The organism is Devosia submarina (assembly GCF_003056345.1).
In the GTDB taxonomy this organism is placed as follows: domain Bacteria; phylum Pseudomonadota; class Alphaproteobacteria; order Rhizobiales; family Devosiaceae; genus Devosia; species Devosia submarina.
Genome location: NZ_PYWB01000011.1, coordinates 87,230 through 113,843 on the forward strand (window position 1 = coordinate 87,230; position 26,614 = coordinate 113,843).

The 26,614-nt window shown below is 59.7% G+C and carries 23 protein-coding genes, 3 tRNA genes and 1 pseudogene; 17 read left to right on the forward strand and 10 right to left on the reverse strand.

What is annotated here, in order from left to right:
* Positions 1-17: 17 nt before the first annotated feature.
* Complete coding sequence (locus DDE77_RS16405) at positions 18-917, forward strand: division plane positioning ATPase MipZ (protein ID WP_245895336.1); 900 nt, start codon at positions 18-20, stop codon at positions 915-917.
* Here the strand turns inward: DDE77_RS16405 and DDE77_RS16410 are convergent.
* The 4 genes from DDE77_RS16410 to DDE77_RS16425 all read right to left on the reverse strand — a co-directional run bounded on the left by DDE77_RS16410 (position 914) and on the right by DDE77_RS16425 (position 5,110).
* Positions 914-1,183 (reverse strand): hypothetical protein, encoded by a 270-nt coding sequence (locus tag DDE77_RS16410; protein ID WP_108398565.1) that lies wholly within the window; start codon positions 1,181-1,183, stop codon positions 914-916. The genes DDE77_RS16405 and DDE77_RS16410 overlap by 4 nt on opposite strands.
* A 116-nt stretch (positions 1,184-1,299) precedes the next feature.
* On the reverse strand, positions 1,300-2,892 hold the full coding sequence (locus DDE77_RS16415; RefSeq protein ID WP_108398566.1) for an SPOR domain-containing protein: 1,593 nt from the start codon (positions 2,890-2,892) through the stop codon (positions 1,300-1,302).
* Between the two features lie 403 nt (positions 2,893-3,295).
* Positions 3,296-4,705, reverse strand: a complete 1,410-nt coding sequence (gene glnA / locus DDE77_RS16420; protein ID WP_108398567.1) for a type I glutamate--ammonia ligase — start codon at positions 4,703-4,705, stop codon at positions 3,296-3,298.
* Positions 4,706-4,771: 66 nt separating this feature from the next.
* A complete protein-coding gene (locus tag DDE77_RS16425; RefSeq protein ID WP_108398568.1) occupies positions 4,772-5,110 on the reverse strand; it encodes a P-II family nitrogen regulator in 339 nt (112 codons plus the stop codon).
* A gap of 314 nt (positions 5,111-5,424) precedes the next feature.
* Here DDE77_RS16425 and DDE77_RS16430 point away from each other — a divergent pair.
* The 6 genes from DDE77_RS16430 (at position 5,425) to clpX (ending at position 11,449) form a co-directional block, all read left to right on the forward strand.
* Positions 5,425-5,509, forward strand: a tRNA-Leu gene (locus DDE77_RS16430).
* 45 nt (positions 5,510-5,554) lie between these two features.
* Entirely contained in the window at positions 5,555-6,934 is a 1,380-nt protein-coding gene (gene tig / locus DDE77_RS16435; RefSeq protein WP_108398569.1) for a trigger factor, read from the forward strand.
* A gap of 166 nt (positions 6,935-7,100) precedes the next feature.
* Positions 7,101-8,576 (forward strand): NAD(P)H-hydrate dehydratase, encoded by a 1,476-nt coding sequence (locus DDE77_RS16440; protein WP_108398570.1) that lies wholly within the window; start codon positions 7,101-7,103, stop codon positions 8,574-8,576.
* Positions 8,577-8,766: 190 nt separating this feature from the next.
* Positions 8,767-8,997, forward strand: coding sequence for a hypothetical protein (locus DDE77_RS16445; RefSeq protein WP_108398571.1), 231 nt, complete (start codon positions 8,767-8,769; stop codon positions 8,995-8,997).
* Positions 8,998-9,368: 371 nt separating this feature from the next.
* The gene (locus DDE77_RS16450; RefSeq protein ID WP_108398572.1) at positions 9,369-9,998 is read left to right on the forward strand and encodes an ATP-dependent Clp protease proteolytic subunit; all 630 of its coding nucleotides are present in this window, start codon (positions 9,369-9,371) and stop codon (positions 9,996-9,998) included.
* Positions 9,999-10,171: 173 nt separating this feature from the next.
* On the forward strand, positions 10,172-11,449 hold the full coding sequence (gene clpX / locus DDE77_RS16455) for an ATP-dependent Clp protease ATP-binding subunit ClpX (protein WP_108398573.1): 1,278 nt from the start codon (positions 10,172-10,174) through the stop codon (positions 11,447-11,449).
* A gap of 86 nt (positions 11,450-11,535) precedes the next feature.
* On the opposite strand, the gene DDE77_RS16460 is transcribed toward clpX, so the two are convergent.
* Positions 11,536-12,609, reverse strand: coding sequence for a citrate synthase/methylcitrate synthase (locus tag DDE77_RS16460; protein WP_108398589.1), 1,074 nt, complete (start codon positions 12,607-12,609; stop codon positions 11,536-11,538).
* 83 nt (positions 12,610-12,692) lie between these two features.
* Here DDE77_RS16460 and DDE77_RS16465 point away from each other — a divergent pair, with 83 nt between their 5' ends.
* From DDE77_RS16465 to DDE77_RS16495, 7 genes are all read left to right on the forward strand, one after another.
* Positions 12,693-13,814, forward strand: a complete 1,122-nt coding sequence (locus tag DDE77_RS16465; RefSeq protein WP_108398574.1) for a citrate synthase — start codon at positions 12,693-12,695, stop codon at positions 13,812-13,814.
* Between the two features lie 305 nt (positions 13,815-14,119).
* Entirely contained in the window at positions 14,120-16,552 is a 2,433-nt protein-coding gene (gene lon, locus DDE77_RS16470; protein ID WP_108398575.1) for an endopeptidase La, read from the forward strand.
* Between the two features lie 778 nt (positions 16,553-17,330).
* On the forward strand, positions 17,331-18,524 hold the full coding sequence (gene tet, locus DDE77_RS16475; RefSeq protein ID WP_108398576.1) for a Tet(A)/Tet(B)/Tet(C) family tetracycline efflux MFS transporter: 1,194 nt from the start codon (positions 17,331-17,333) through the stop codon (positions 18,522-18,524).
* A 210-nt stretch (positions 18,525-18,734) separates the two neighbouring features.
* Positions 18,735-19,016 (forward strand): HU family DNA-binding protein, encoded by a 282-nt coding sequence (locus DDE77_RS16480; protein WP_108398577.1) that lies wholly within the window; start codon positions 18,735-18,737, stop codon positions 19,014-19,016.
* Positions 19,017-19,136: 120 nt separating this feature from the next.
* Positions 19,137-19,212, forward strand: a tRNA-Val gene (locus DDE77_RS16485).
* A gap of 254 nt (positions 19,213-19,466) precedes the next feature.
* Positions 19,467-19,543, forward strand: a tRNA-Asp gene (locus tag DDE77_RS16490).
* A gap of 488 nt (positions 19,544-20,031) precedes the next feature.
* Positions 20,032-21,267: an NnrS family protein gene (locus tag DDE77_RS16495; protein ID WP_108398578.1), complete on the forward strand. Its 1,236-nt coding sequence runs from the start codon at positions 20,032-20,034 to the stop codon at positions 21,265-21,267.
* 526 nt (positions 21,268-21,793) lie between these two features.
* Here DDE77_RS16495 and DDE77_RS16500 read toward each other — a convergent pair.
* From DDE77_RS16500 to DDE77_RS16515, 4 genes are all read right to left on the reverse strand, one after another.
* The gene (locus DDE77_RS16500) at positions 21,794-22,177 is read right to left on the reverse strand and encodes a YbaN family protein (RefSeq protein ID WP_281261309.1); all 384 of its coding nucleotides are present in this window, start codon (positions 22,175-22,177) and stop codon (positions 21,794-21,796) included.
* A complete protein-coding gene (locus DDE77_RS16505; protein ID WP_108398579.1) occupies positions 22,174-22,560 on the reverse strand; it encodes a hypothetical protein in 387 nt (128 codons plus the stop codon). The genes DDE77_RS16500 and DDE77_RS16505 overlap by 4 nt, the downstream gene beginning before the upstream one ends.
* A gap of 102 nt (positions 22,561-22,662) precedes the next feature.
* Positions 22,663-23,346, reverse strand: coding sequence for an NnrU family protein (locus DDE77_RS16510; RefSeq protein WP_108398580.1), 684 nt, complete (start codon positions 23,344-23,346; stop codon positions 22,663-22,665).
* Positions 23,343-23,795: a hemerythrin domain-containing protein gene (locus DDE77_RS16515; protein WP_108398581.1), complete on the reverse strand. Its 453-nt coding sequence runs from the start codon at positions 23,793-23,795 to the stop codon at positions 23,343-23,345. The genes DDE77_RS16510 and DDE77_RS16515 overlap by 4 nt, the downstream gene beginning before the upstream one ends.
* A 268-nt stretch (positions 23,796-24,063) precedes the next feature.
* Between DDE77_RS16515 and DDE77_RS16520 the strand changes: the two genes are divergently transcribed.
* A complete protein-coding gene (locus DDE77_RS16520) occupies positions 24,064-24,558 on the forward strand; it encodes a DUF2249 domain-containing protein (RefSeq protein ID WP_108398582.1) in 495 nt (164 codons plus the stop codon).
* Between the two features lie 61 nt (positions 24,559-24,619).
* On the opposite strand, the gene DDE77_RS16525 is transcribed toward DDE77_RS16520, so the two are convergent.
* Complete coding sequence (locus DDE77_RS16525; RefSeq protein WP_108398583.1) at positions 24,620-25,276, reverse strand: Crp/Fnr family transcriptional regulator; 657 nt, start codon at positions 25,274-25,276, stop codon at positions 24,620-24,622.
* Between the two features lie 310 nt (positions 25,277-25,586).
* Here DDE77_RS16525 and DDE77_RS16530 point away from each other — a divergent pair, with 310 nt between their 5' ends.
* Complete coding sequence (locus tag DDE77_RS16530) at positions 25,587-26,072, forward strand: pseudoazurin (protein WP_108398584.1); 486 nt, start codon at positions 25,587-25,589, stop codon at positions 26,070-26,072.
* 64 nt (positions 26,073-26,136) lie between these two features.
* A pseudogene (locus DDE77_RS19585) lies at positions 26,137-26,614 on the forward strand (hypothetical protein); the annotation flags it as partial.

Genomic DNA, 26,614 nt, shown 5'->3' on the forward strand with positions numbered 1-26,614 from the left:
GGTTTGGGAGTATGCTGGTGGCCGGGAAGGGCGTTCACGTCATCGTCGTAGGCAATGAGAAGGGCGGTTCGGGCAAGTCGACCACGGCCTTTCACCTGGCCATCTATCTGCTGCACCAGGGCTTCCGCGTCGCCAGCATCGACGTGGATAGCCGTCAGCAGACGCTTACCCATTATGTCCAGAACCGCTTGGAGTGCCAGCGGCGGCGCGGCATCGAAATCCTGCAGCCGGTTCATTACCACCTGCCGCTTACGCGCGGCGACTCGCGCAAGGAAAACGACCGCATCGAGTTCAATCTGTTCCGTCGCGCCATTGGCGAGGTCGAACAACATGCCGATTACGTCGTGATCGACACGCCCGGCTTTGACACCAATCTGACGCGCCTCGCCCATTCCATGGCCGATACGCTGATCACACCCGTCAATGATAGCCTCATCGACCTCAACGTCATGGCGCAGTTCGACAGTGTCACCGGCGAACCGCGCGAGATGAGCCATTATGCCCGCCTGGTGCAGCGCGCGCGTGCCGAGCGGCAATCCATTGATGGCAAGGCAATCGATTGGGTGCTGGTGCGCAATCGCATTTCCATGCTGTCTTCGCGCAATATGCGCCAGGTTCAGATCATGCTGCAGCGGATCGCCGACCGGTTAGGCTGCCGTGTGGCCGACGGCATCGCGGAGCGCGTCATCTTCCGCTCGTTGTTTCCGAGCGGTCTAACCGTTTTTGATTCCCTCACGGACGAACTGATGGGCGGTGTTCCGTCCATGTCGCACATGAGCGCTCGCCAGGAATATCGCAATCTGATGGCGGCATTGCACTTGCCGGTGAATGGCCGGGCAGAATTGCCTCCGGCTCAACCAAGCAGTCGTTCAGCCCACCAATTCGTCCACATGATGCAGGCGGAGCCTGCGCTCTAGCGCGAGCCCAGGGTGAGCCGCAGGGCGCGTTTGCCCCCAGGGGCAAACACATCGATATCGATGTTGGCTTGGGGCTGGGCCATGCGGCGCGCGCGGGCTGATAGAACCAGCACGACACCGAGCAGATCGCCCACCGAACGCTTCTTGCCCAGAAGCCGGCCGGTCATCCCGGCGAGCACGCGATTGCGTGCGCTCAGGTCGGCCGTTGCTAGCGGTGAGCGGCCAACAAAATTGGCCAGCTCGGACAGAGCCGTATTCTCGCTCATTGGGCTACTCCAAACACAGGCGCCAATTTGCTTCATATACTCGCCAGTGGCATACGGCCCTGGCGTGTCACACATCTGTTGGGCGGCGCCGGATAGTCCCGGCGCTGCCCGTTGTTTTAGCCCTGCATGGCCAGGCAGCTCATGTCCTGCTGCTTGAGCTGGTTGCACATGGCAGCAGCGTCGTCGCGGTTGCCGAAGCCTACAAAGCGGGCGCGGTAGAAAACCTGGCCGTTCTTTTCGAAGCGTTCCACATAGGAGCGGAAGTCGCCAAGTGCGCCAGCCTTGCCTGCGGCATCGGAGAGCAGCGCGCGGGCGCTTTCCTCGGATGGGCCGGCGCCGATCTGCACGACCCAGCCACCTGGCGGCAGGGCGGCGTCAGCCGCCTGCACCGAATTGGAGATGGACGGATCGATGGGCTGGCCAAGGGTCGGATCGATAGCGGCGGATGGTGCATAGCCGAGCGGCGCGGATGGCGCCGTCTGGCCGAGGGCTGCCGGCGGTGCGCCGAGCTTATAGCCATCGCTCAGCCAGGCGCCGATCACGTCCTGATTGGGCGGCACATAGGCCGGCGCGGCAAGTGTGTTTGCAGCCTGCATGGCCTGCTGGCCGAGGTTGAGTGCAGGTGGGGCCGGAACGGGGGCCGGGGGTGGAGTTGGGGCGCTGGCGAGCACGGCCTCTGGCATGGGCTGGAGGGCCGGGGCCTGTGGCTGGGCACCATTAGCGGCGACCAGTTGGGCCAGGCGGAAGCCGGGCAGGGGCTTGGGCATCACGAAGACCGGTGCGGACGATGGCGACTGGGCCACGGCCACCTGCATATTGCCCTGACGGCCGGGAACCGGCACTTGCGCGATGTAATTGCCGCGGCGTGCCTTCGGCAGATAGGTAGCCACCAGCTTGCGCACTTTTTCATCGCGTGCGGCGGCGGAGTTGAAGCCGAAGGCAACAACGATGATGTGGCGGTTGTCCTTGCGCGCGGCGGTCAGGAGGTTGGAGCCGGCAGCATTGATGTAGCCGGTCTTGATCCCGTCCACGGCGCCCATATAGCCCAGGACGCGGTTGTGGTTGCCATAGGTCTTCTTGCCGTAGCTGAAGCTCTTGGTCTGGAAGAATTCATAATAGTTGGAAAAGTGCTGGTAGACGGCAATGCCAAGGATCGCCTGGTCCCGCACAGTGGTCACCTGCCCACCATCGGGCAGGCCCGAGGCGTTGCGATAAGTGGTGCTGCGCATGCCCAGCGCCCGGGCGGTGGCCGTCATACGCTGGGCGAATTTTTCTTCCGAACCTGAAATGTGTTCGGCGATAACGCGGGCCATGTCGTTGGCCGACAGCGTCACGAGCGACTTGATCGCATCTTCCACCGTGATGGTGGAACCTGCGCGCAGGCCCAGCTTGGTGGGCACGGCAGCGGCGGCGTGCTTGGACACCGTCATCTTGGTCGAGAGCTTGATATTGCCCGCACTCAACTCCTGAAACAGGACGTAGAGCGTCATCACCTTGGTGACCGATGCAGGGTAGCGGCGGCTGTCCGCAGCTTCTTCATACATGACTTTGCCGGACTTCGCGTCGACCACGATACCGGCATATTTGCGTAGGTTTTCAATGGCTTGAGCCGGCGCAGCGGCGTGAGCGCTGATCGCAAGGGCTACAAGAACTGCGGCAAAAGCGCGGGTAAATACGACGCGCCATGGGGTTTTCGCCTGAGAAGCCACCCGGTACTCCAACTCTGATTTCGGGCACTTCCGCGCCCGTACGCAACACCATCGTCGGATGATTCCGAGGGAGCCCCACGCGCCCCGGTCAATCCGGCAATGGGGAGAGAATAGGTGAGCGCCGTTACCATTCCGTAAAATGCCGAGGATTTTGGCGAGGATGTGGAGAGTAAGTCACGTATGGGTGATGCTGGTCACCGCCAGAGCGCAACCTACGCTCCAACATAGATCTTTAAGTAGACCTCATGGTGAGCTTGTCGAACGACGAGGTCGTGGCGCAACGCCGCCGCTCCTCCCACCACCATGGTTCGACAAGCTCACCATGAGGTCTCAGAAACCTTAATGACCCAAAGGAAAGGGCTCCCTTCCAGGAGCCCTTCCTTAGTCCTTGCTCGCTCGACCCTTAGGCCGAGTAGTACATCTCGTACTCAACCGGATGCGGGGTCTGCTCGAACTTGATGACTTCGCTCATCTTGAGTTCAATGTAGCTGTCGATCTGGTCGTTGTCGAACACGCCGCCGGCGAGGAGGAACTCACGGTCCTTGTCCAGCGATTCCAGCGCTTCGCGCAGCGAGCCGCAGACGGTCGGGATTTCCTTGAGTTCTTCCTTGGGTAGCTCGTACAGATCCTTGTCCATCGGGTCGCCGGGGTGGATCTTGTTCTTGATGCCATCCAGGCCAGCCATCAGCATGGCGGCAAAGCCCAGATATGGGTTCGCCAGCGGATCGGGGAAGCGCACTTCCACGCGCTTGGCCTTGGGCGACTGACCAAACGGAATACGGCAGGAAGCCGAACGGTTGCGGGCCGAGTAGGCCAACAGCACCGGAGCTTCAAAGCCTGGAACCAGGCGCTTGTAGCTGTTGGTGGTTGGGTTGGTGAAGGCGTTGATGGCCTTGGCGTGCTTGATGATGCCGCCGATGTAATAAAGAGCTTCCATCGACAGGCCAGCATACTGGTCACCAGCGAACAGCGGCTTGCCGTCCTTCCAGATCGACTGGTGGCAGTGCATGCCCGAGCCATTGTCGCCATAGACGGGCTTGGGCATGAAGGTTGCCGTCTTGCCATAGGCGTTGGCGACCTGCTGGATCACGTACTTGTAGATCTGGACCGAGTCGGCAGCCTTGATGATCGGGCAGAACTTGATGCCGAGTTCGTGCTGGGCCGAGGCCACTTCATGGTGGTGCTTTTCGATCGGCACGCCCATTTCGCCCATGGCTGCGAGCATTTCGCCGCGCATATCCTGTGCGGTGTCGAGCGGGGGAACGGGGAAATAGCCCTTCTTGAGCGCAATGTGGTGGCCGTTATTGCCGGCTTCGTACTCGGTGTCGTTGTTGGTCGGCAGTTCCGAAGAATCGACCGAGAAGCCAACCTTGTAGGTGGTGTTGGAATAGCGGACGTCGTCGAACAGGAAGAATTCAGGCTCGGGTCCAAAATAGACGCTGTCGCCGATACCGAGTTCCTTGACGTAGGCCTCGGCCTTCTTGGCCGTGGTGCGCGGATCGCGCGAATAGGGCTGGTAGGTCAGCGGCTCAAGGATGTCGCAGTTGATGGCGAGCGTCGAAGCGCCAAAGAACGGGTCCATATAAGCGGAATCCGGATCGGGCATCAGCACCATGTCGGACTCGTTGATGGCCTTCCAACCAGCGATCGAGGAACCATCGAACATGGTGCCTTCTTCGAACAGGTCTTCATCGACCATGGTCTGGTCGAACGTTACGTGCTGCAGCTTGCCGCGCATGTCGGTGAAACGGAGGTCGACATACTTGATGCCTTCGTCCTTGATGCGCTTGAGAATGTCGGCTGCTGTCGTCATTGATGTCTTCCCCTGAAAAATAGGAATGCTTGTTTTGTATGCGGCGAAACGCGAGGGCCTTGGGGCCTAGAGGGCGTCGTCGCCGAATTCTCCGGTGCGGATTCGAATGGCCTGTTCGACCGTATAGACAAAGATCTTGCCGTCGCCGATGCGCCCAGTCTGGGCGGCCGTGCGAATGGCTTCGATTGCCTTTTCCGCCAGATCGTCGGGGCATACGACTTCCACCTTCACCTTGGGCAGGAAGTCCACGACGTATTCAGCGCCGCGATAGAGCTCGGTATGACCCTTCTGGCGTCCAAAGCCCTTGGCTTCAGTTACCGTGATCCCCTGCAGGCCAACTTCCTGAAGCGCCTCTTTGACTTCGTCGAGCTTGAAAGGCTTTACGATAGCCTCGATCTTTTTCATGTGAGCCTCCACGTGCCACTTCCGGCGTATACCGCCAAGTGTATGCACAGGCTGTGCCAGCCGTGCCAGATTGAAATTGTTTATATTTTTGAGGGTCTTAACAAAGGTGCTGTCCAAACAGCCCGCCACAGCAGCGCTGCGGATGCCTAGATTATAGGCAATATGGCGTGCTTTTAAGCGTCCGTCAGGTGTGCTGAAGCCGCATCTGCACGATTTGCCGGCACCCACCGCCAGCGAAAGAGGCAGAAATCAAGCTTTGACTGGCCCGGACACTTCATATAGATGCAACCGCAACCCGGCCAACGGGTCCTTTTGCGGGTGTGGCGGAACTGGTAGACGCACTGGATTTAGGTTCCAGCGCCGCAAGGCGTGGAGGTTCGAGTCCTCTCACCCGCACCAATCAAGGAGTTGGCCCCAAGATCAATGAATACGGGACAAGACCGAATGCAGGTTACCGAAACCCTCAATGAAGGCCTCAAGCGCAAGCTGAGCGTCACCATTCCGGCTGCCGACCTCAATACGCGCCTCAGCGCCAAGCTCGAAGAGCTCAAGGGTCAGGCCAACATCAAGGGCTTCCGTCCCGGCAAGGTGCCACTGTCGCACATCAAGAAGATGTTCGGCCGCTCCGCCATGAGCGAAGTGATGACCGATGCGATCAACACCACTGTTTCCGAAACGCTGGAAAAGCGCGACGAGCGCGCTGCTGCCCAGCCCAAGGTTGATCTTCCCGACGATCAGGCCGTGATCAACGAAGTGCTGGACGGCAAGGCCGATCTGGCGTTCGACGTTGAATATGAAGTTCTGCCCCCCGTCTCCCTGATGGAGCTCAAGGGCATTCCGCTGGTCAAGCCAGTGGTTGAAATCACCGACGAAGAACTGGATGCCGAGGTCAACCGCGTGTTCGCACAGAACCGTGGCTACACCGACAAGGGCGACGAGGGCGTCGTCGAAATGGGCGACCGTCTCGGTCTCTCGTTTGTTGGTAAGATCAACGGCGAAGCTTTTGATGGCGGCTCGTCCGATCATGCGCACCTCACCGTCGGCTCGGGCGAGTTCATCCCCGGCTTTGAAGAGCAGCTGATCGGCGTCAAGAAGGGCGGCAGCAAGGAAGTCACCGTGACTTTCCCGGCCGACTACCAGAGCGAAGAGCTGGCCGGCAAGGAAGCCGTGTTCGACGTGACGGTTCTGCATGTCGATGGCCCCAATACGGGCGAGCTCGATGACGAATTCGCTAAGCGCCTCGGCCTTGAAAACGTTCAGGCGCTCCGTGATGCCGTCAAGACGCAGATGGAAGCAGCGCTCAGCTCGATGAGCCGCCAGCACCTGAAGCGCCAGATTCTCGATGCGCTTGATGAAGGCCACAAGTTCGACGTTCCGGCCCAGCTGGTCGACGCCGAGTTCGAAACCATCTGGCAGCGCGTGCAGCACGAAGTGGAATCGCATGGCCGTTCGTTTGAAGACGAAGGCACGACCGAGGAAGCCGCGCGCGAGCAGTACCGCAAGATTGCCGAGCGCCGTGTGCGCCTGGGCCTGGTTGTCGCCGAGATCGGCAACAGGAACGACGTGAACGTCACTGAGGAAGAGCACCAGCAGGCGCTGATCGCCGAAGTGCGTCGCTTCCCCGGCCAGGAACAGCAGGTTTACGACTACTACCGCAAGAACCCGCAGGCTCTTGCCGGTCTTCGTGCCCCTGTGTTTGAGAACAAGGTCGTCGATTTCATCGCCGATCAGGGCCAGATCGAAGAAAAGACCATGACCCGCGCCGACCTCGCCAAGCTGATCCAGGCTGATGAGGACGACGTCCCGGAAGAACACCACCACTAAGGTGCGCTAGCCGATGAAAAAGGCCGCTCAGCAATGGGCGGCCTTTTGTTTGCCGAAGTGTTTTCACCGCATCATCACCAGTCTCTTCCCGGTTAGTTGACACCATCTACCGCACATAGCCCGGCGGTTCCGGGCAAGTACGATCAACCCAGAACAGGGTGCTCCAATGGCCACTCCCCAAGCCGATGTCCTGCTGACCCCCAGCCAGATGAACGAGGCCGATCGCCTTGCTGTTCTTGGCGGAACCAAGTCGCTCAAGCTGATGGAAGGCGCCGGGCAGGCGGTGGTCGACGCCATCGTGGAGCATTACTATCAGCGCTCTGTCCTGGTGCTGTGCGGCCTTGGAAATAATGGCGGGGACGGCTTTGTGGTCGCGCGCATCCTCAAGCAACGCGGCTGGCCGGTGCAATTGCGGCTGATCGGGGATCGTGCAGCCCTCCGCGGCGATGCTCTGGCCATGGCCGAGCAATGGACCGGGCGTGTCGCCCCACCCACGCTGGCCGACATTGAGGACGCTGACCTTGTTATCGACGCACTACTGGGGGCGGGGCTCGACCGTGATGTGGAAGGCGAATTCGCCGAGATCATCGCCGCGGTGAATGACAGCACCCGACCCGTTGTCAGCATCGATGTGCCCAGCGGCATCGATGGCGCAACTGGTGAAGTGCGCGGCATAGCCATGATCGCCGAAATGACGGTGACGTTCTTCCGCCTCAAGCCCGGCCATCTCCTGCTACCCGGCCGCGACCTCTGCGGCGATGTGGTGCTGGCCGATATCGGCATTCCCGACACTGTGCTGGACAGCATCCGCCCGCAAGCCTGGCAGAACACGCCCAATCTCTGGTCGGTACCCGTGGCCACTAACGACGCCAACAAGTTCGACCGCGGTCATGTGGTGGTTGTCTCCGGTGGCCCCCTCCAGACTGGCGCGGCACGCCTTGCCGCCATGGCGGCGTTCCGCGTTGGGTCGGGGCTTGTGTCCCTCGCAGGCCCCGAAGCGGCTTTGCTGGTGCATGCCGCCCATGTCACCGCCGTCATGCTCAAGCCGGCCGAGAACACGGCCGCGCTTGCAGAGCTTTTGCGCGACAAGCGTATGAATTCCGTGGTGATCGGCCCAGCTGTCGGCGTGAGCGAAGAAACTCGCAACAGCGTTCTGGCGGTTCTTGGGTCTGGCGCCGCGACGGTGCTCGATGCCGATGCCCTCACCAGCTTTGCCGATCAGAAAGAAACTCTGGTTGGCGCCATCAAGGCTCAGCCGGAACGTCCTGTCGTTCTTACACCGCACGAAGGCGAATATCTCAAGCTGTTCGGGGAAATGGGCGGCGGCAAAGTCGATCGCGCCCTTTCTGCCGCAAATGCCTCGGGCGCCATCATCATCCTCAAAGGCAGCGACACGGCGATCGCGAGCCCCGACGGACGGGTTGCCATCAACAGCAATGCGCCGGCCTGGCTGGGCACAGCCGGATCGGGCGACGTGCTCGCTGGTATGGCTGCGGGCTTGATGGGGCAGGGCATGGAAGGCTGGGAAGCTGCCTGTGCTGCTGTCTGGCTGCACGCCGAAGCCGCCAATCGCTTCGGCGGGCCGGGGCTCATCAGTGAAGATATTCCGCTCCTCGTCCCCGGCGTCCTCTCGAGCTTCTAGCGCCGGCTGCCGCCTGCAAGCGGCGCACTGATGCGCCAAACCTGACGTTGGGCGGCTTCGTTGCGAAGAACGCGTCATATTGCGGTTTTTAATGTCCAGACCGAGCAATGGGTCAGATTGCGGTGAAGCGCAGCCTTGCCCTTGCCGAAAAAATCGCTAGTTCAGGGGCAGTGAAGTTAAGGAGACCGCGATGAGCGATCTGACGATGAGCGAGGCGATCGACAATATCTACGCCTCGATCAAGAACAATAATGAAGAGCTCGATACCCACATCGCCGCGCTCAAGGCCGCGATGGCGCGCGAGGGTGCCAAGGAAGCCGTGTTCGAGCCCAGCAAGCTGGCGCAGAGCAATCGCCAGGGCCGCAAGATCATGCAGTCCTATTTCAAGAAGAAGGGCGTGGCCGTCAGCTTCACCTCCTGAGGCCCATTCATCCTTCCACAAGCTCAGGATGAGACGTCTGTGGCTTGGGCTGATTCCTAGGCTTCACTCCAAGCCTAGTGGCCCTCATAGTGGGCGTGTCGAACCACGAGGGCGTGCCCCAGATCTGATCCGGGCTGCAACTGAAGAACTCGCCCCATTAGCCTTAGCGCCATGCCGCTATTGAAGCCTGCCGCAATGCCGCCTATCTCTCCCTTTACCGCCCATTAAGGCGGCATCGTCTGCAATCAGCCAGTCGCGCTGATTCGAATTTCGGCATGATCACGCACCATGGATGTCCGGGTGGGTGAATCGTGTTCCAACCGTTTAACGCTTCGCCCGGTCCGCGACCCGGCACAGCAAAGGGGCATCACATGCGGGATCCGCACGATATCTACATGAACACGCTCGTTCCCATGGTGGTCGAGCAGTCCAATCGGGGCGAACGCGCCTTCGACATCTACTCGCGCCTCCTGCGCGAGCGCATCATTTTCGTGACCGGCGTGGTCGAGGACAACATGGCCTCGCTGATCGTGGCGCAGCTGCTGTTTCTCGAATCAGAGAACCCGAAAAAAGAAATCGCGCTCTACATCAACTCGCCTGGCGGCGTCGTGACGGCCGGCCTGTCGATCTACGACACCATGCAGTTCATTCGTCCCGCCGTTGCCACCATGGTGATGGGGCAGGCGGCGTCCATGGGGTCCCTCCTGCTCGCAGCGGGTGAAGCTGGCATGCGCACCTCGCTGCCGAACTCGCGCGTCATGGTGCACCAGCCTTCCGGCGGCTTCCAGGGCCAAGTCACCGATATTCTGATCCATGCCAAGGAAGTTGAGGGTTTGAAGCGCCGGCTTAATCAAATCTATGAGAAGCACACCGGCCGCACTTACGAGGAAATCGAGAACGCGCTAGAGCGTGACCGCTTCCTTTCGCCCGAAGAGGCCAAGACTTTCGGGCTGATCGATACCGTGCTTGAAAAGCGCGCAGTGCCGGAAACCCAGGCCTGATTGCGCTGCGTTAAGCACATTGCGGATGCGCCGTGTACTGTGATCCGCGTGCAATTGCACAGAGCCGGATCGGTCTTTAGGATCGATCCGGCTTAGACTTTGTTTATGCCTTCGGCGTTACCGTTTTTTGTAGCGCGGAAATTAGGGGGCGCTCTGCCCCCGGGAGTGACAGGATGTCCAAAGAGACAAACAACGGCGAAACCTCCAAGAACACGCTTTATTGCTCGTTCTGCGGGAAATCCCAGCACGAGGTTCGCAAGCTGATCGCTGGCCCGACCGTGTTCATCTGCGATGAATGTGTCGAGCTGTGCATGGACATCATCCGCGAAGAGAACAAGACCTCCATGGTCAAGTCTTCCGATGGCGTGCCGACTCCTGCAGAAATCTGCAAGGTGCTCGACGACTACGTCATTGGTCAGTTCCGCGCCAAGCGCGTGCTGTCCGTGGCCGTCCACAACCACTACAAGCGCCTGCACCACTCGACCAAGAACCAGGATATCGAACTTTCCAAGTCGAACATCCTGCTGATCGGGCCGACCGGTTCGGGCAAGACGCTGCTGGCCCAGACACTGGCTCGTATTCTCGACGTGCCCTTCACCATGGCCGATGCCACCACGCTTACCGAAGCCGGTTATGTCGGCGAGGATGTGGAAAACATCATCCTTAAGCTGCTTCAGGCAGCCGACTACAACGTGGAAAAGGCACAGCGCGGCATCGTCTATATCGACGAAGTCGACAAGATCTCCCGCAAGTCGGACAATCCTTCGATAACCCGCGATGTGTCGGGCGAAGGCGTGCAGCAGGCCCTGCTCAAGATCATGGAAGGCACCGTGGCTTCCGTTCCGCCCCAGGGCGGTCGCAAGCATCCGCAGCAGGAATTCCTGCAGGTGGACACGACCAATATCCTGTTTATCTGCGGCGGCGCCTTTGCGGGCTTGGAAAAGATCATCTCGGCACGTGGCGAAGGCTCGGGCATCGGCTTCTCGGCTACGGTCAAGGATCCCAATGATCGTCGCGTCGGTCAGATCCTGGCCGATGTTGCGCCCGAAGATTTGGTCCGTTTTGGCCTGATCCCCGAGTTCATCGGCCGTCTGCCGGTTTTGGCGACGCTGGAAGACCTCGACATCGCGGCCCTGATCGAAATCCTGACCGCTCCAAAGAACGCCCTGGTGCGCCAGTACCAGCGCCTGTTCCAGATGGAAGAAGTCGAGCTCACCTTCCACGAAGATGCCCTCAAGGCCATCGCCGAGAAAGCGATCGAGCGCAAGACCGGCGCCCGCGGCCTCCGGTCGATCATGGAAGCCATCCTGCTCGACACCATGTACGACCTGCCTTCCCTCGAAGGCGTCGAGGAAGTGGTGATCTCGGAAGAAGTGGTGAAGGGCAAGGACGTGCGTCCGCTCTACATCTACTCCGACCGCAAAAAGGAAGACATGCCCGCCGGGGCATAAGACTTCCGCTAAAAATTGAAAAACGCCGGGTCCTGAGCCCGGCGTTTTTGTTTGTTGCACCCCGATCTAGAACCCCATCGCGAGGGCTAGGCCACCATCTTCGGCACCGGCCCGACATAAACCGATTTCGGCCGGATCAATCGCCCCGTCAGCACCTGTTCCCGGGCATGCGCCATCCATCCACCCATGCGTCCCATGGCGAAAACACAGGTGAACGCCATTCGCGGAAAGCCCAGCGCCTCCAACAGCAGGGCGGTATAGAACTCCACATTGGTGTCCAGCGGCCGGTCAGGCTTCTTGCGTCTCAGGGCCTCCAGCGCCGCCGCCTCTGTGGCCTCGGCCACAGCCAGTCGCACCGGATTGATTGCCCGCGCGGCGCCCAGCATCCGCACCGCACCTTTGAGCGCATCCGCCCGCGGGTCACGAACCCGATAGATCCGATGCCCGAAACCCATCAGCCGTTCCCCACGCGCCAGTGCCTCCTCGACCCACACCCCGGCATTGGTCGGTGTCCCCACCGCATCCAGCATGTCAAGGACTGGTCCAGGCGCCCCGCCATGCAGCGGACCCTTGAGCGCACTCAGCGCTGCCAGAGCCGACGAGGTAAGTCCCGCGCCTGTGGACGCCACAACCCGCGCCGCAAAGGTTGATGCATTAAGCCCATGATCAGCCACCGTCACAAGATAGCGGTCCAAAGCTGCCGCTTGGACTTGGCTATGCACCTTGCCCGTGCACATGCGCAGGATATCGGTGGCATGCGGTAGCGCTGCGTCAGGGGCGAGCGGCTGGTGTCCTGCCTTGAGGCGGAGCAGGGCAGGGGTGAACACGGCTGGCCCCGCAACCAGCGCCAGCGCTGTCTCGGCACTATCCCCATCAGGCAGGCGCGCCAGCATAAGGCGCATGGCCTCCGTTGGTGAAAGCTCAAGCAGGGCAGGGTCGCTCCGGATCTGCTCGAATACGCGTATCCGCGCCGCGCCCAGAGATGCCGCCAAGTTCTCCACCGGCAAGAAGCCTTCCCAAAGCAGTTCCAGCACATCCTCGAAGCGTCTTGCCAGCAGATCGTCAAGCGATACGCCGCGCACGATCAACGTGCCACGCGCACCATCCACATCCGACAGCACGGTTTGCGCCGCGATGACGTCTTCCAGTCCATTGCTCATGTTGATCTCCTCAAAGCCACATTGCACCAAGCATTGCGCCGGCATACATTGACGTCAATCTTGACCAAATGGATCAATGTCTGATGGCTGATTGGCTCTCCGCTGCCGATGCGCTGGCCCTGCTCGGCACGCGGCCGCAGACGCTTTATGCCAATGTGAGCCGCGGGCGGATCAAGGCGAAGCCCGATCCCAAGGACCCGCGCCGGAGCCTCTACCGCGGCGATGATGTGCGCCGGCTTGCCCAGCGCGCGCCTGGCAGGCGCAAGCAGGAAACCGTCGCAGCCGAGACGATCCGGTGGGGCGAACCGGTGATGCAGACCGCGATCTCCACCATTGCCGATGGCACGCTGCTCTACCGCGGTGAGAATGCTGCGGGTCTGGCTGTGTGGGCCGCGCTCGAAGACGTCGCCGGGCTCTTGTGGGAGACCGACCCGATCAAGCTGCCCAGGAGCAAGGCGGGCGGCAACGATATTGCAGACGCTCTCAGCCTCCTTGCGGGCAGGGCAGCCAGCGACGCGCCTAGCATCGGGCGCTCGGCTCAGGTGCTCAAACGCGAGGCCGCCGCCGTGCTCGCCGACATTGCCGCCGCCCTTGCCGGTACCTCAATGGTAGCCGATCCGTTACACGTCCGGCTTGCCGCGACCTGGCGACGGCGTCAAGCGGCCGACCTCATCAGGCGCGCGCTGGTGCTCCTGGCCGATCACGAACTTAATGCCTCCACCTTTGCCGCGCGGGTCACTGCCTCCACTGGCGCATCGCTTGCCGCATCATGCTTGTCCGGGCTCGCCACGCTCACTGGACCGCTGCATGGCAGTGCCGCCGGCGCCGTGCTTATTTTGGCCGATGATGCAAAACGCAACGGCGCCGAGGCGGCGATCAACGCACGGCTCGCGCAAGGGCTCACTGTCCCGTCCTTCGGCCATCCGCTTTATCCCAGTGGCGATATGCGCGCGCAGCATTTGATCAGCCACATGGTTCTCCCGCCACTCTTGCGTGATCTGGCCGCAATCGGCGAAGACATCACCGGCGAGCGCCCCAATGTGGACTTTGCCTTGGCCGCCCTGACATTCGCCCACGATCTTCCTCGCGAGGCGCCCCTGATCATCTTTGCCCTGGCGCGTAGCGTTGGCTGGCTCGCCCATGCGCTGGAACAGGTCAGTGGCGGCGAACTGATCCGCCCGCGCGCCCGCTATGTCGGCGCCTAGAGCTGTGCGGCAATAGGGGATGTGTCCATCACCCATCACTCTATTATGCGTCCGGCCATTCACCGAAAGGCGATATGCCCTGGCTCGGCCGCAACTCATGTTCGCAAGGCACAGAGATGTTTCCGGCCCCTTCGCATATCTCCTGTGCGATCCGGCAAGAAGTGTCACATTTCCGCAAGGTCCGACTTGCGGGACGGGCGTGGAACCCTATTTATTAACCGGAATCAGCACAGCCTCGATGCTGGAGCTGTCTACTACGGGCGCGCACCGGTCCTTCCTCCCGCGCGCCTTGGAAAGGATACGAGATGACGGACGTAAATCCCACGGGCGGTGAAGCAAGCCGGGATCGCGTTTACCCGGTTCTCCCCCTGCGCGACATCGTTGTTTTCCCCGGCATGATTGTGCCGCTGTTTGTCGGCCGTGAGAAATCGGTCAAGGCGCTTGAAGAGGTCATGCGCGACGACAAGCACATCCTGGTGGTGACCCAGAAGAATGCCCAGGACGATGATCCAGCTCCCGATCAGATTTATGACACGGGCACGATCGCGACTGTCCTGCAGCTGCTCAAGCTGCCCGACGGCACCGTAAAGGTGCTGGTCGAGGGGCTGAGCCGCGCTACGATCGATCGCTATCTGCAGACCGTGGATTATTTCGAGGCGGAAGCCTCAGTCCTGCCTGAGCCGCAGGAAGACGCGACCGAAATCGAGGCGCTGGCCCGTTCGGCCACGACCGAGTTCGAGAGCTATGTGAAGCTCAACAAGAAAATTTCGGCCGAAGTTGTCGCTGCCGTTGGGCAGATCGAGAACCATTCCAAGCTCGCCGACACCATTGCCAGCCATCTGGTTATCAAGATCAACGAAAAGGAAGATCTGCTGTCGACCCTCTCGGTCGCCGAGCGCTTCCAGAAGATCCTGGGGCTGATGGAAGGCGAGATTGGCGTTCTGCAGGTGGAAAAGCGCATCCGTTCCCGCGTCAAGCGGCAGATGGAGAAGACGCAGCGCGAATACTACCTCAACGAGCAGATGAAGGCGATCCAGAAGGAGCTGGGCGACGGCGAAGAAGGCACCAACGAGATCGCAGAACTCGAGGAGCGCATCGCCAAGACCAAGCTCTCCAAGGAAGCCCGCGCCAAGGCCGAGGCGGAGCTCAAGAAGCTCAAGACCATGAGCCCAATGTCGGCCGAAGCAACTGTCGTGCGCAACTATCTCGACACGCTCCTTGGCCTGCCGTGGGGCAAGAAGAGCAAGGTCAAGCGCGACCTCGTTCTGGCCGAGAAGGTGCTGGACGAAGACCATTACGGTCTCGAAAAGGTCAAGGAGCGCATCCTTGAGTACCTGGCCGTGCAGGGCCGCACCGGCACCCTCAAGGGACCGATCCTGTGCCTTGTTGGTCCTCCGGGCGTGGGCAAGACCTCGCTAGGCCGGTCCATTGCCAAGGCGACGGGCCGTGAGTTCGTGCGCATGGCGCTGGGCGGCGTTCGGGACGAGGCCGAAATCCGTGGCCACCGCCGCACCTATATCGGCTCCATGCCCGGCAAGGTGATCCAGTCGCTCAAGAAGGTCGGCAAGTCCAACCCGCTCTTCCTGCTCGACGAGATCGACAAGATGGGTCAGGACTTCCGTGGCGATCCGTCTTCGGCGCTGCTGGAAGTGCTCGATCCGGAACAGAACCACACCTTTGCCGATCACTACCTTGAGGTCGACTACGACCTTTCGGACGTGATGTTCGTGACGACGTCGAACACGCTCAACATCCCGGGCCCGCTGATGGACCGCATGGAGATCATTCGCCTCTCGGGCTACACCGAGCAGGAGAAGCATGCGATCGCCAAGCAGCACCTGATCCCCGAATCCCTCAAGGAGAACGGGCTAGCCCATGGCGAGTTCGAACTATCGGACGAGATGCTGACCGCCTTGATCCAGCGCTACACCCGTGAAGCGGGCGTGCGTAACCTCAAGCGCGAAATCAGCAAGCTGATGCGCAAGGCCGTGGCCGAGATCGTCAAGACCAAGGTCAAGAAGATCGTCATCGACGAGGAAAAGCTCACGCAATATCTCGGCGCGGACATCTACAAGCATGGCGAGATCGAAGCCGAGTCCCAGGTGGGCCTCGTTACAGGTCTGGCCTGGACCTCGGTAGGCGGCGAGCTGTTGACCATTGAAGGTGTGATGACACCGGGCAAGGGTCGCATGACCGTTACCGGCAACATCAAGGAAGTGATGAAAGAATCGCTGACGGCTGCTGCGGCCTATGTCCGCTCCCGCTCGATCGATTTCGGCATCAAGCCGCCCATGTTCGACACGCGCGACATCCACGTCCACCTGCCTGAAGGGGCAACCCCCAAGGACGGTCCGTCGGCTGGCATTGGCCTGGCGACTGCCATCGTCTCGGTGATGACCGGCATCGCTGTCCGCAACGATGTCGCCATGACCGGCGAGATCACGCTGCGGGGCAGGGTGCTGCCCATCGGCGGCCTCAAGGAGAAGCTCCTTGCGGCACTGCGCGGCGGCATCAAGACCGTGCTGATCCCTGAAGAGAATGTGCGCGATCTTGCCGAGATCCCGGACATCGTCAAGGAAGGCATGGAAATCGTTCCCGTGTCCCGCATGGACCAGGTCATCGAGCGCGCCCTTGTAAGCCGCCCCGAGCCCATCGAGTGGAACTTCGACGAAACCACCCCTGCGGTTTCGACCACGGTGGAAACCTCCGACGAAGCCACCACCGGCTTGCCGCACTAGGCGGTTGTTTATTGAACTGAAAACGGCGGCCCTAGGGCCGCCGTTTTTGTTTGTCGACGGCACTCACGGGCTGCATCACTCCGTGCCGCTGCGGCACAGAACTCCCAGTCGACACCCTCCCCCTCGCGGGGAGGGATCAAGGGTGGGGGGCGACTAGCCCCGACATTATGGCTTGGGCACCCCACTCAATCTTCCCTCCAACGAGGAGCGGAAAACTGCACCACCGAAATAGAGCCCAATAACAAAGCAGACCTCATGGTGAGCCTGTCGAACCACGTGGTCGTGGCAGAATGAAGGATTGATGTCCCGTCGAGCGACATGGCTCCACACCCCAGATCGTCATCCTCGGGCTTGACCCGAGGAACCTGCACTTCCACTGCGCTGGGAAAGTATAGAGCCTTCGGGTCAGACCCGAGGGTGACGCCGGTGCATGAGTAGACCTCATGGTGAGCTTGTCGACCCACAGAACCCTCGGTCGACACCTCCCCCTTCCGAGGGGAGGATCAAGGTGGCGGTACTTCCCTCAAGCACCAGCCACGGCACCCCCACCCAACCTCCCCCTCAAGGGGGAGCAACTCGGTTCTCACACAAGGAAGCGCCCTAAACCAATCCCCTAGTAGACCTCATGGTGAGCTTGTCGAAACACGAGGTCGTGGCACAACGCTCTCTCCGCCCCTGTCTGCTGCCAAGACTTGTCAGCGTCCTTGACTAGTGTTCACCAACACCTAGCTCAATCATCCATGCCCACACGGCCGCTGCGCCTGCAGGAAGCTCCATCATGAACAAGCCGCTCGTTGTGATACTCGCCGCCGTCATGCTCGATGCGGTCGGCATAGGCCTTATCTTCCCCATTCTGCCCGCCCTGCTGCGAGACGTCGGGCACATCAGCGAGGTTGCAACCCTCTTAGGGCTCATGCTGGCGCTATATTCCGCCTGCCAGTTCCTGTTTTCGCCCATTCTCGGCGTCCTTAGCGACCGCTTCGGTCGCCGCCCGATCCTCTTGATCTCCCTGGCGGGCGCCGCGATTGACTACCTCATCATGGCCTTTGCGCCCTATCTTTGGATGCTGGTGCTCGGCCGGGCGATATCGGGCATCACCAGCGCCAACATGGCCGTGGCCACTGCCTACATCACCGACATCTCCAGCGAAGAAGAACGCGCCAAGCGCTTCGGCATGTTCCACGCCATGTTCGGCATAGGCTTCATCATCGGGCCGGTTCTGGGTGGCTTGCTGGGCGATATTTGGGTGAGGGCGCCTTTCATCGCGGCAGCCTTGTTGAACGCGATCAACTTTGCCCTGGCCTTATTTGTGCTGCCCGAATCGCGGCCGGGCCAACGCGGCGCCAAGTTCGACCGGGACACCCTCAACCCGTTCAAGCCCCTGGGGTGGGCGCTGACCTTTTCAGCGCTGATTCCCATGATGGCCATCTTCGTGATCATGAACTTCGTCGGCACCATGTACGGCACGATCTGGGCCTTGTTCAGCGAAGACAGCTTTGGCTGGAGTGGAACCATGATCGGTCTTTCCTTGGGCGCCTTTGGTGTCTTCCACGCCGGCGCACAGGCGTTCTTGACCGGGCCTGCTGTGGAGCGGCTGGGCGAGCGCTGGGCGCTGGTCGTCGGCATGGCCTGCGAGCTCACCGCCCTGCTGATCTTGGGCATGGCAACGCAGGGTTGGATCCTTTTCGCCCTTGCGCCGCTGTTTGCCTTGGGTGGTATAGGTATGCCGGCGCTTCAGTCGCTCATGACGGCGCAGGTGGGGGCGGACAAGCAGGGGCAGCTGCAGGGTGTGCTTGCAAGCCTTGTCAGTCTTGCCGCTGTTTTTGGTCCGGTGTTCTTCAGCTTCAGTTATTTTGCCGTGCAAGGCACCTGGCCGGGTCTGATCTGGATCATTGGAGCCGCCATCTATCTCTTGGCGCTACCGCTCATACTGGGCATCAAGCGGCGTCCGGCGGCTGTTCCGGCGGGCTGAAAAGGGTCCTTGCATGTGCAGAAGCCCGGAAAACGGGCAAAAATGCGCTTTGCGGTCTTGCCGGGGGCCAGTTTCCGGTCCATTAACGGTTTTGCACCGCTCGGCCTCGTGAGAAGCCCGGAATTCCTTGCGTTTGGGCTAGAATCGACCAAGGGTTGCCGAGTTTTTTGGTTCGCCAGCGAGGGCGAGCAATCATTCTGAGGAAAAGCTATGAACAAGAACGATCTGGTTGGCCTCGTCGCCGACAAAGCAACGATCACCAAGGCACAGGCCGCTGAAGCCGTCGATGCAGTGTTCGAGGCCATCACGGACGCGATGAAGGCTGGCGAAGAGGTTCGTCTGGTTGGCTTCGGCACGTTCGCCGTGTCCCAGCGCAAGGCATCCACCGGCCGCAATCCAGCGACCGGCGCCGAGATCCAGATCCCGGCTTCCAACCAGGCCAAGTTCAAGCCAGGCAAGGGCCTGAAGGACGCGATCAACCCCGCTTCCTGATTCATGCTTCCAAGCTGACAAAGGTCCCGTGCGCTTTGCGCCGGGACCTTTTCATTTGGTGGTTGACGTGAGGGCAGGGTAGCCCTAATCAGGCACCATTCGCAGGACCAAGTGTCCGGCGGGCGATTAGCTCAGTTGGTAGAGCGCCTCGTTTACACCGAGGATGTCGGCGGTTCGAGTCCGTCATCGCCCACCAATTTCTCCTTTTCCATTCTCAAGGGTAGCAGTCTGCTAACCCAATCGCCTTCGTGCTACTCGGGCAGCGCGCACGTGCGAATTTAAGCTTGTGCATTAGCATTCGCCGCTAATGGCAACTCCCGACATAGTTTTCCACAGCCGCGACGCGAAAAATCAAAAATCTCATCAAAGGGCCCTCAAGCTCGCTTGACTTGCACCCGGGTGGTCGGTAAACGGACACCACGTTGCGCGAACGACTTGTTCGCAAGCGCTGCGGGAGTAGCTCAGTTGGTTAGAGCGCCGGCCTGTCACGCCGGAGGTCGCGGGTTCGAGCCCCGTCTCTCGCGCCACCCTTTCTCAGGGTTTGCGCATTTCTCTCCGTCAGAGCTTCAGCTTGTTGGTCCGACCGAGTTTAACCTCTTGAACTCGTTGTGTTCTTCGCTCAAAAGCTTCCTTGCCGACTGCTCGAACTGCTGCCGCGTTAACCGGCATGTAGATGTTTCGCAGCTTACGCTCGCGGGGGTAGCTGGGCAGCTTAGGTGTGATCGGCACGCCCGGTGCGTACCGCATGCTTGACTGCTGTCAGGCCCCTTCGGCATAGGCGATGAAAGAGGTCAGGCCTAAAGGCGGGCATTCAGGAAACGTCTGATATGCTTGCAACAGGCCCCATGTTTGATGCTGCGCAAGGAAGCGGCGTTCGCAAAGACCTAAAGCACTGAAACTTTTTCGAAGCCGGTTGGATACATGGCTGGGGGCTATGGCGCGGAGCACTTCCTTGTTGTTCCGGTGCACAAATGTGCGTGGGATTCGAGTTCGGATCAAGCTCGGGAGTGCATAGATGACGAACGCCGTCGGCCGCTCGCGAACACCAGTTCCACGGGGCCTTACCCGAACCGGGCCGGTGATCCTGTCTTATGGGTTCCGCCCGTTTTTCCTTGCCGCAGCCATCTGGGGCTTTGGTGCTATGGGACTTTGGGTGCTAGCCCTGTCGGGGAGCTTTACGCTGTCAGTAGCGTATGGGCCTACCTCATGGCATGCCCATGAGATGCTGTTCGGCTACTCAAGCGCTGCCCTGGCGGGATTCGTGCTCACTACCATTCCCAACTGGACGGGCCGCCTGCCTGTTTCAGGCTTACCGCTGCTGGGCCTTTTCCTGCTGTGGTGCGCCGGAAGGGTGGCGCTCCTTTGTGCTGACATAGTGGGTTCCGTGCCTGCTGCAGCGGTGGATTCAATCTTTCTGCCAGTGCTTTTCGCTGTTTGCGCCCGAGAGATCGTCGGTGGAAAGAAATGGAAGGATATCAAGATTGTCAGCGGCATACTTGCCTTGTCAATTGCCAATATTCTCTTCCATTATTCTGTTATTGGGGGCTACTGGACCGCTACATCTTCGCGTTTGGCAATATCGGCTTATGTGATGTTGATCATGATCATCGGAGGCCGCATCCTGCCCAGCTTCACACGCAACTGGCTAAGCAAGCGGGGTGAGATCAGGTTTCCCGTGCCATATAATACATTTGATACGTTATCCTTGGTTATTGCTCTCGCCGCCCTTTTCGCGTGGGTCATCAAGCCTGAAGGACCTGTGACGGGCGTATTGTGCTTAGCCGCCTCAGCTGTACAGGCTTTCAGGCTTTCGCGGTGGCGCGGTTGGACCACCGGCGCTGAAGGCCTGGTTGTGATCCTGCACGCCGCCTATGGTTTTGTGGTCTTAGGCTTCGCCGCAGTAGCTGCGTCAGCAGTTGGCGTCTTTGATCCGCTGTCAGCGCTTCACGTCATGACCGTAGGCTGTATCGGGACGATGACACTAGCCGTTATGACCCGCGCCACTCGCGGTCACACAGGCTTGGAACTACATGCGTCACCAATAACTGTCGCGAGCTATGGGGCGATGGTTTTCGCGGCATTGCTTCGGCCGATCGCCGGAGTTTTGCCTGATGCGTACATGGCACTAGTTTCTCTTTCAGGGGCGGCTTGGATCGCAGCGTTCCTACTTTACCTCATCGAGTATGCGCGGCCACTGGCAAGCAAACGCAAGTATGCAGATGTCAGACAACGCGGCAAAGACAGCGCTTAAGACCCTTGTTCGTCCCCGGTACTGGGATTCAATGGGGTTCGCCTCAAGTAGCCATGCCTGCATGCATCGAAAGCTCCTTGCCGCTTCCTGCAATCAAGCAGGAGCAATGAGGGCGATGACCTAGAAGATGGGCTGAAAGGCGCCGCCTTCGGCCGAGAGGTGTTGATGGAGCTTGATTGTTCAACGGACACAACTAGCAGGCCGTGACGGCAATCCTGAGGAAGAGGAGAGTCTGTAGCGGTGCCAGCTCTTCCTGTCACGCTGCTCGGGTACGACTACAGCCGCCCGGACCAGGATTCAGATCGGAACCGGTCAACGTAATAACCGCATCGCAAACCCTGATGTGCATCCCGTACCCGTCGACAAAGGGGTACAGCCTGAGTGCACCCATTGTCAGTTTGCTGATGGTCTCACCGTTCAGAGCTCAGAGACATACTGCCTAGTCACGACGAACTCCGTAAAAGAGATGTGAGAGGCGGAAATGCTCCGTTCGGTCTGCTCGGCGCTGTGGTTCTTGTGGTGCATGCTACCGAGTGGGAAGTTCGATAATTGCCGGGGAAGGGCGTGTGGCGACGTAGCCACCCGCAGCAAACAACATGATTGCAACTGTTGCGCTTACTTGCAGACTTGGTGCTGTGGTGATCAGCAGCACAGCATAGCTCAGAGCCATCGAGGCGAGGGCACCGCACTTCGTTTTCCGCGAGATCGCTCGTTCACGTCGCCATGCCCGCAGCGTTGGTCCAACTACATGATGGTTTAGCATCCAAGCCTCAGCCCGCTTTGACGACCGAGACAGCAGCCAAAGGGCAACCAGCACAAACGGAGTAGTGGGCAGAAGTGGCAGCACCGCTCCTAATGCGCCAAGGAGCAACATGAGCCCGCCGAGTGCGAGATAAAGAGCACGGATCATGTTGCTTGAGCGTCTTGTGAAACCAGGCGCAGAGCCAGCGAGCCCAGGGATGCCGATTGTGCAACATCTTCAAAGAGGTGTGCCAATTCACCAAAGACGGAGCGGTCGATCTCGGTCCAACTGACTTCTTCCAGTTCGCTGAGCATTTCTGTCAATGCAACGATGTTCTTAAGGTGCCTTTGTGCTTTCATAACCCGCCAGCGTGCCAGGCGGGAATGTTCAAATGAAATGAAACGCTGCACAGCTTCGTCCACCTGGGTCTTGCAGACATAGTCAGTGGCTGCTTGGCTGACTGCCAGGCGAATGCGCTGCATCAGTTCGCCGGCGTTTTCCTCTTCGGTTCTGCACCCGGCCGTCAGTGAGGGAGAAATCATCATGTTCATGGGCGCCGCCTTTAGCGTCGATGCTGATGACAATGCTCCAGAGCGCGTTGCGGCTTTTTGTTCCGGCGCAAGGTTCCGCACAAAAAGTCTTGCTAAGGGGACCTAAAGTCCAGCCAATGCCAGTGGATCTACTGCAAAAAGCGCTGCGTGGCCGCCATGTAAAATCCAGATTGTGACAATCACTGTGATAGCGCCGGCAACCAAAGAAGGCTTGTCCACCCGCGGTCTTGCACGTCCGGATGCAATAGCTGCGAACGGGAGAATGGATGTGTTTCCCTTGTAAACTGACCAGTCAGACCCGAGCCGCCGTTCCGCCTTTCTCTCGTTCAACGGAATGCCCGCCACGGCAAACAGGAAGAGTGTGCCGAATAGCAAAAGGCTTCTGAGGTCCCCGTTCGGGACAATATGGCTACCTGACCACAGAATGAAACCCCAGAGCTCAGGGTGACGGGTTATAGTCGTTATAGCTCCCGGCTGTCCTTCACGGATCATCGAAACGGACGCGGGATTAGGGCTCATCAGCCCTGCCAGCAGGAAAAAGAAGCCTAGAGGCGTAACGATAATCGTTGTCCAGGCCTGCCACGCCGCAGGATCCCACAAGGGTATGAATTCTGCTCCAAGAGCTGCATGAACAAGCCAGGCGAGTAGAATGAGCGAAACTATGGAATAGGCGCCTAAATAGGTACGCCGCCCCATAGCTGCGATCAGGTTCGCCCGTAGCTTGGGAATTGTAGGCACAACATGCATCGCCAGGAATGCCGTGATCGCCAGGAGAAGCTGAGTCAATGCAATGTCTCAGTTTCGTGGCAGCCCTGTAACAGCTGCAGCATCGCCCGTTCGGCGTGCACGTGTCGGCGCACGCTTTCAAAAAAGGAACGCAAGAGATATCCGACTGCGTCGGCAGATATCCCAGAACGTTCTTCTAGAAAAGCTCCAAACAAATCCCGAAGTTCGTCCGCGGTGCTCCTGTCTGCAATATGTTCCCGGCGCAGCCGCTCAACAGTCATCTTTAGATCAGCACTACTGTAGGCTTCCATCAGAGGAAACAGGATGGTTTCTTCCAGGAGACTGGTTAGGCCGACTACCTGTTCGACGCTGTCAATCAAATGTAGGTGCCTTGCGACACCCACCCGGTCCGGCAAAGTGTCGGCAAGCGTTTCAAGGTTGTTACAAACCTCCAGCAACTGATCATAGCCTCTATCCAAAGTGGCAATCTGACTGGCAGACAGCATCATGTTGGATCCTCATCCTTAAGCTGACCCCACCGTAGCACGAGCGCTGCCGCCGCAATTGATCCAGGTCAAACTTCCGGCACTTCCTGATCTCTTGGACGGTGCGATTTCTTGAGCTAGGTCAACATTGGCGATGAATGAAATGACAGAGAAAATGCGGCTTGTTTGATTGGCGACAAGGTAGCGCATCGCTAATCCACGGCATGATCGTGGGGCAATGCGCTCAAGTGGCGGCGTTTGGCTACAGACTGCCAGGCCATGGGAGAAGGAAATGGATGATCTGGAGCTTGATGTGCGCCCCATCCAGCGAAACGGTGGCGAGCCCTTAAGCGCGATAATGGGTGTGGTAGGGCGGCTCGCAGAAGGGCAGGGGCTACGCCTCCTGTCTACCTTCAAGCCCGTCCCGCTGTTTTCCATGATGGCTGCAAAGGGGTTTACGCACGAGGCACAGCCTCTTGAAAATGGCGAATGGTCTGTTGTGTTCAAACCGGCGGGAGATTTCATCGAGGCGCCTCCTCCAGAAACATGGTCAGCACCCAAATACTATTTAGACTGTACTGAGCCTGAGTCTCCTGAACCCAATAAGCGCATCTTGTCGCGCTTAGGAAAGATGGATAGGGGCGAGGTACTATTTGCCCTGCTTCATCAAGAGCCTCAGGTTCTTTATCCTAAACTTAGGGAGGGGGGGCATGCCTGGGTCGGCGATTTCGATGAAGACGGTGACAACTACCGGATCATGATCCGAGCTGGGGGAAGCTTGTATTAACAGAGCTCAGTTTTGGTGATGTCACGAAAGGTGATTGCCTTGCACTCCAGCCCTCGCTCCGCTACGTCCCGTCCTCCGCAAGCGCCCTAAGCCCCTCTGCATCGCGCACCAGCAATTTCTGCCGCCCGCCTGTTACCAGTCCCAGAGCCTCCCACGCCGACAGTATTCGTGACACCGTGTGCAGCGTAGTCCCGGTCATTTCGGCCAGATCCTGCCGCGAAATGGGGAAGTCGATCCGGACACCGGTGCTCTCTTGTCTCCCGGCTCGCTCGATCAGCCGCAGCACGGCATGGGCGAGACGCCGCTCCACCTCTTCTGTGGCCATCTCCCGCAAGCGTGTATGAGCTTCCTGTAAACGCTGGCCGATGGTTTGCATGGCGTTGATCGCAAGGCTGGGAATCTGCTCGATCAGGGTCCCCCACACTTCCGTCGGCCAGCAAACCACCAGGCTTTCTGCCGCCGCGAGCGGTGTGCCGGGATAGTCATCTCGCTGCAGCGCCTTGGCGAACCCGAATATGTCGCCCGGATGAACCACCCGCACTATGATCTGCTGGCCGTCCGGCGTGACCTGGGTAACTTTGAGGCGGCCATGGAGAAGCAGGAAAAAATGGGTGGATGGCTGGCCCTGCTCGAAGACAGCTTTACCCACAGGCACACGGCGCAGAGTTGCGCTAGCCAGTAGCCTGCTGAGCTCATCGTCGCTCAGCTGCTCGAACATGGGCAACGAACGCACTACGCTTGGATCGATGCCTGTCAACTGAATGCCCTTGTTTTTGCTGCGAGCTTTATACGACAGGTTCGCAATACCGCAATGTGACCCGCTCGTTCCCGCGCGCGAAAGTCGAATTCTTTGATCATCGGGCCTGTCTCGCCGAACGCTATTTGGCAGGCGCGCATGAGGTATCCCGCCCTTACCATGTTCGGGCATTGCGCTTGAAACTATTAGGACTCTCTCTCGTTGGCCCATCTGTGCAGGCGGGGGGAAGCCTCCGCCTGAGGTACATCAGTGCAAGAACCAGGAGGATTGCATGAGAGTTTCGGCACTTCCCATAGCAGCAGGCATCGCCATTTTGATGTCCGCATCGGCAACAATGGCGGCAGACCATCAGGTCCAGATGTTGAACAAGGATTCCGAAGGACGGGCCATGCAGTTCGAGCCGGCTTTCCTCAAGATCGCACCGGGCGACACCGTGACCTTTGTTGCCACGACCAAGGGGCATAACAGCGAGTCCATTGTGGAGATCATGCCGGAAGGTGCCACCCCCTGGAAAGGCAAGATCAACCAGGAGATCACCGTCACATTCGATCAGGAAGGCTTCTATGCCTACAAGTGTCAGCCGCACCTGGGCATGGGCATGGTCGGCCTGATCCAGGTGGGTGACAGCTCAGTCGAGATTGACCCGGCCCTGATTGAGAAGCTGCCGACACGTCCTGAAGACCGCCTCAAGGAATTGCTGGCCGAGGCTGCAGCAACGGATGCCGGAACCGAAGCCGCGGCTTCGGCAGCCCAATAAGTACCAAAGGGCCCCCGCTGGGGCTCTTACTTCCAGGTTCACGACCGAGACCACGGAGAAACAAGTGACCAAGAACAAAGAACACGCACCCGTCAAAACTGATGAAGCGGAACACGGTCTGAGCAGGAGAAGTCTGCTGGCCGGATCCGCCGGACTGACTTTGGGCGCTTTGGGGATACAAGCAGCACAGGCACAAACAGCACATCAGCACACTGCTGCCGGTCAATCTCCTTTTGCCATGTCGCGTGCTGGCGGCACCAGCCTGAGTGGCCGGCTCTACCAGGTGAACCCCGGAATGACGGAGCATGCCGACATTGCGCATGATCCCACCGACATCCCGCCTCCGATCGGTCGTCGCGAGCCGCAGACCATTCGCGTGGATCTCGAGACCGTCGAGCTTGAAGCCCATCTCGGGGGGGACAGCGTCTACCGCTATTGGACGTTCAACGGCCGCGTACCGGGCCCTTTCATTCGCGTGCGCGTCGGCGACACGGTTGAGTGCTACCTCCGCAATGCCGAGGACAGCTGGATGGCCCACAATG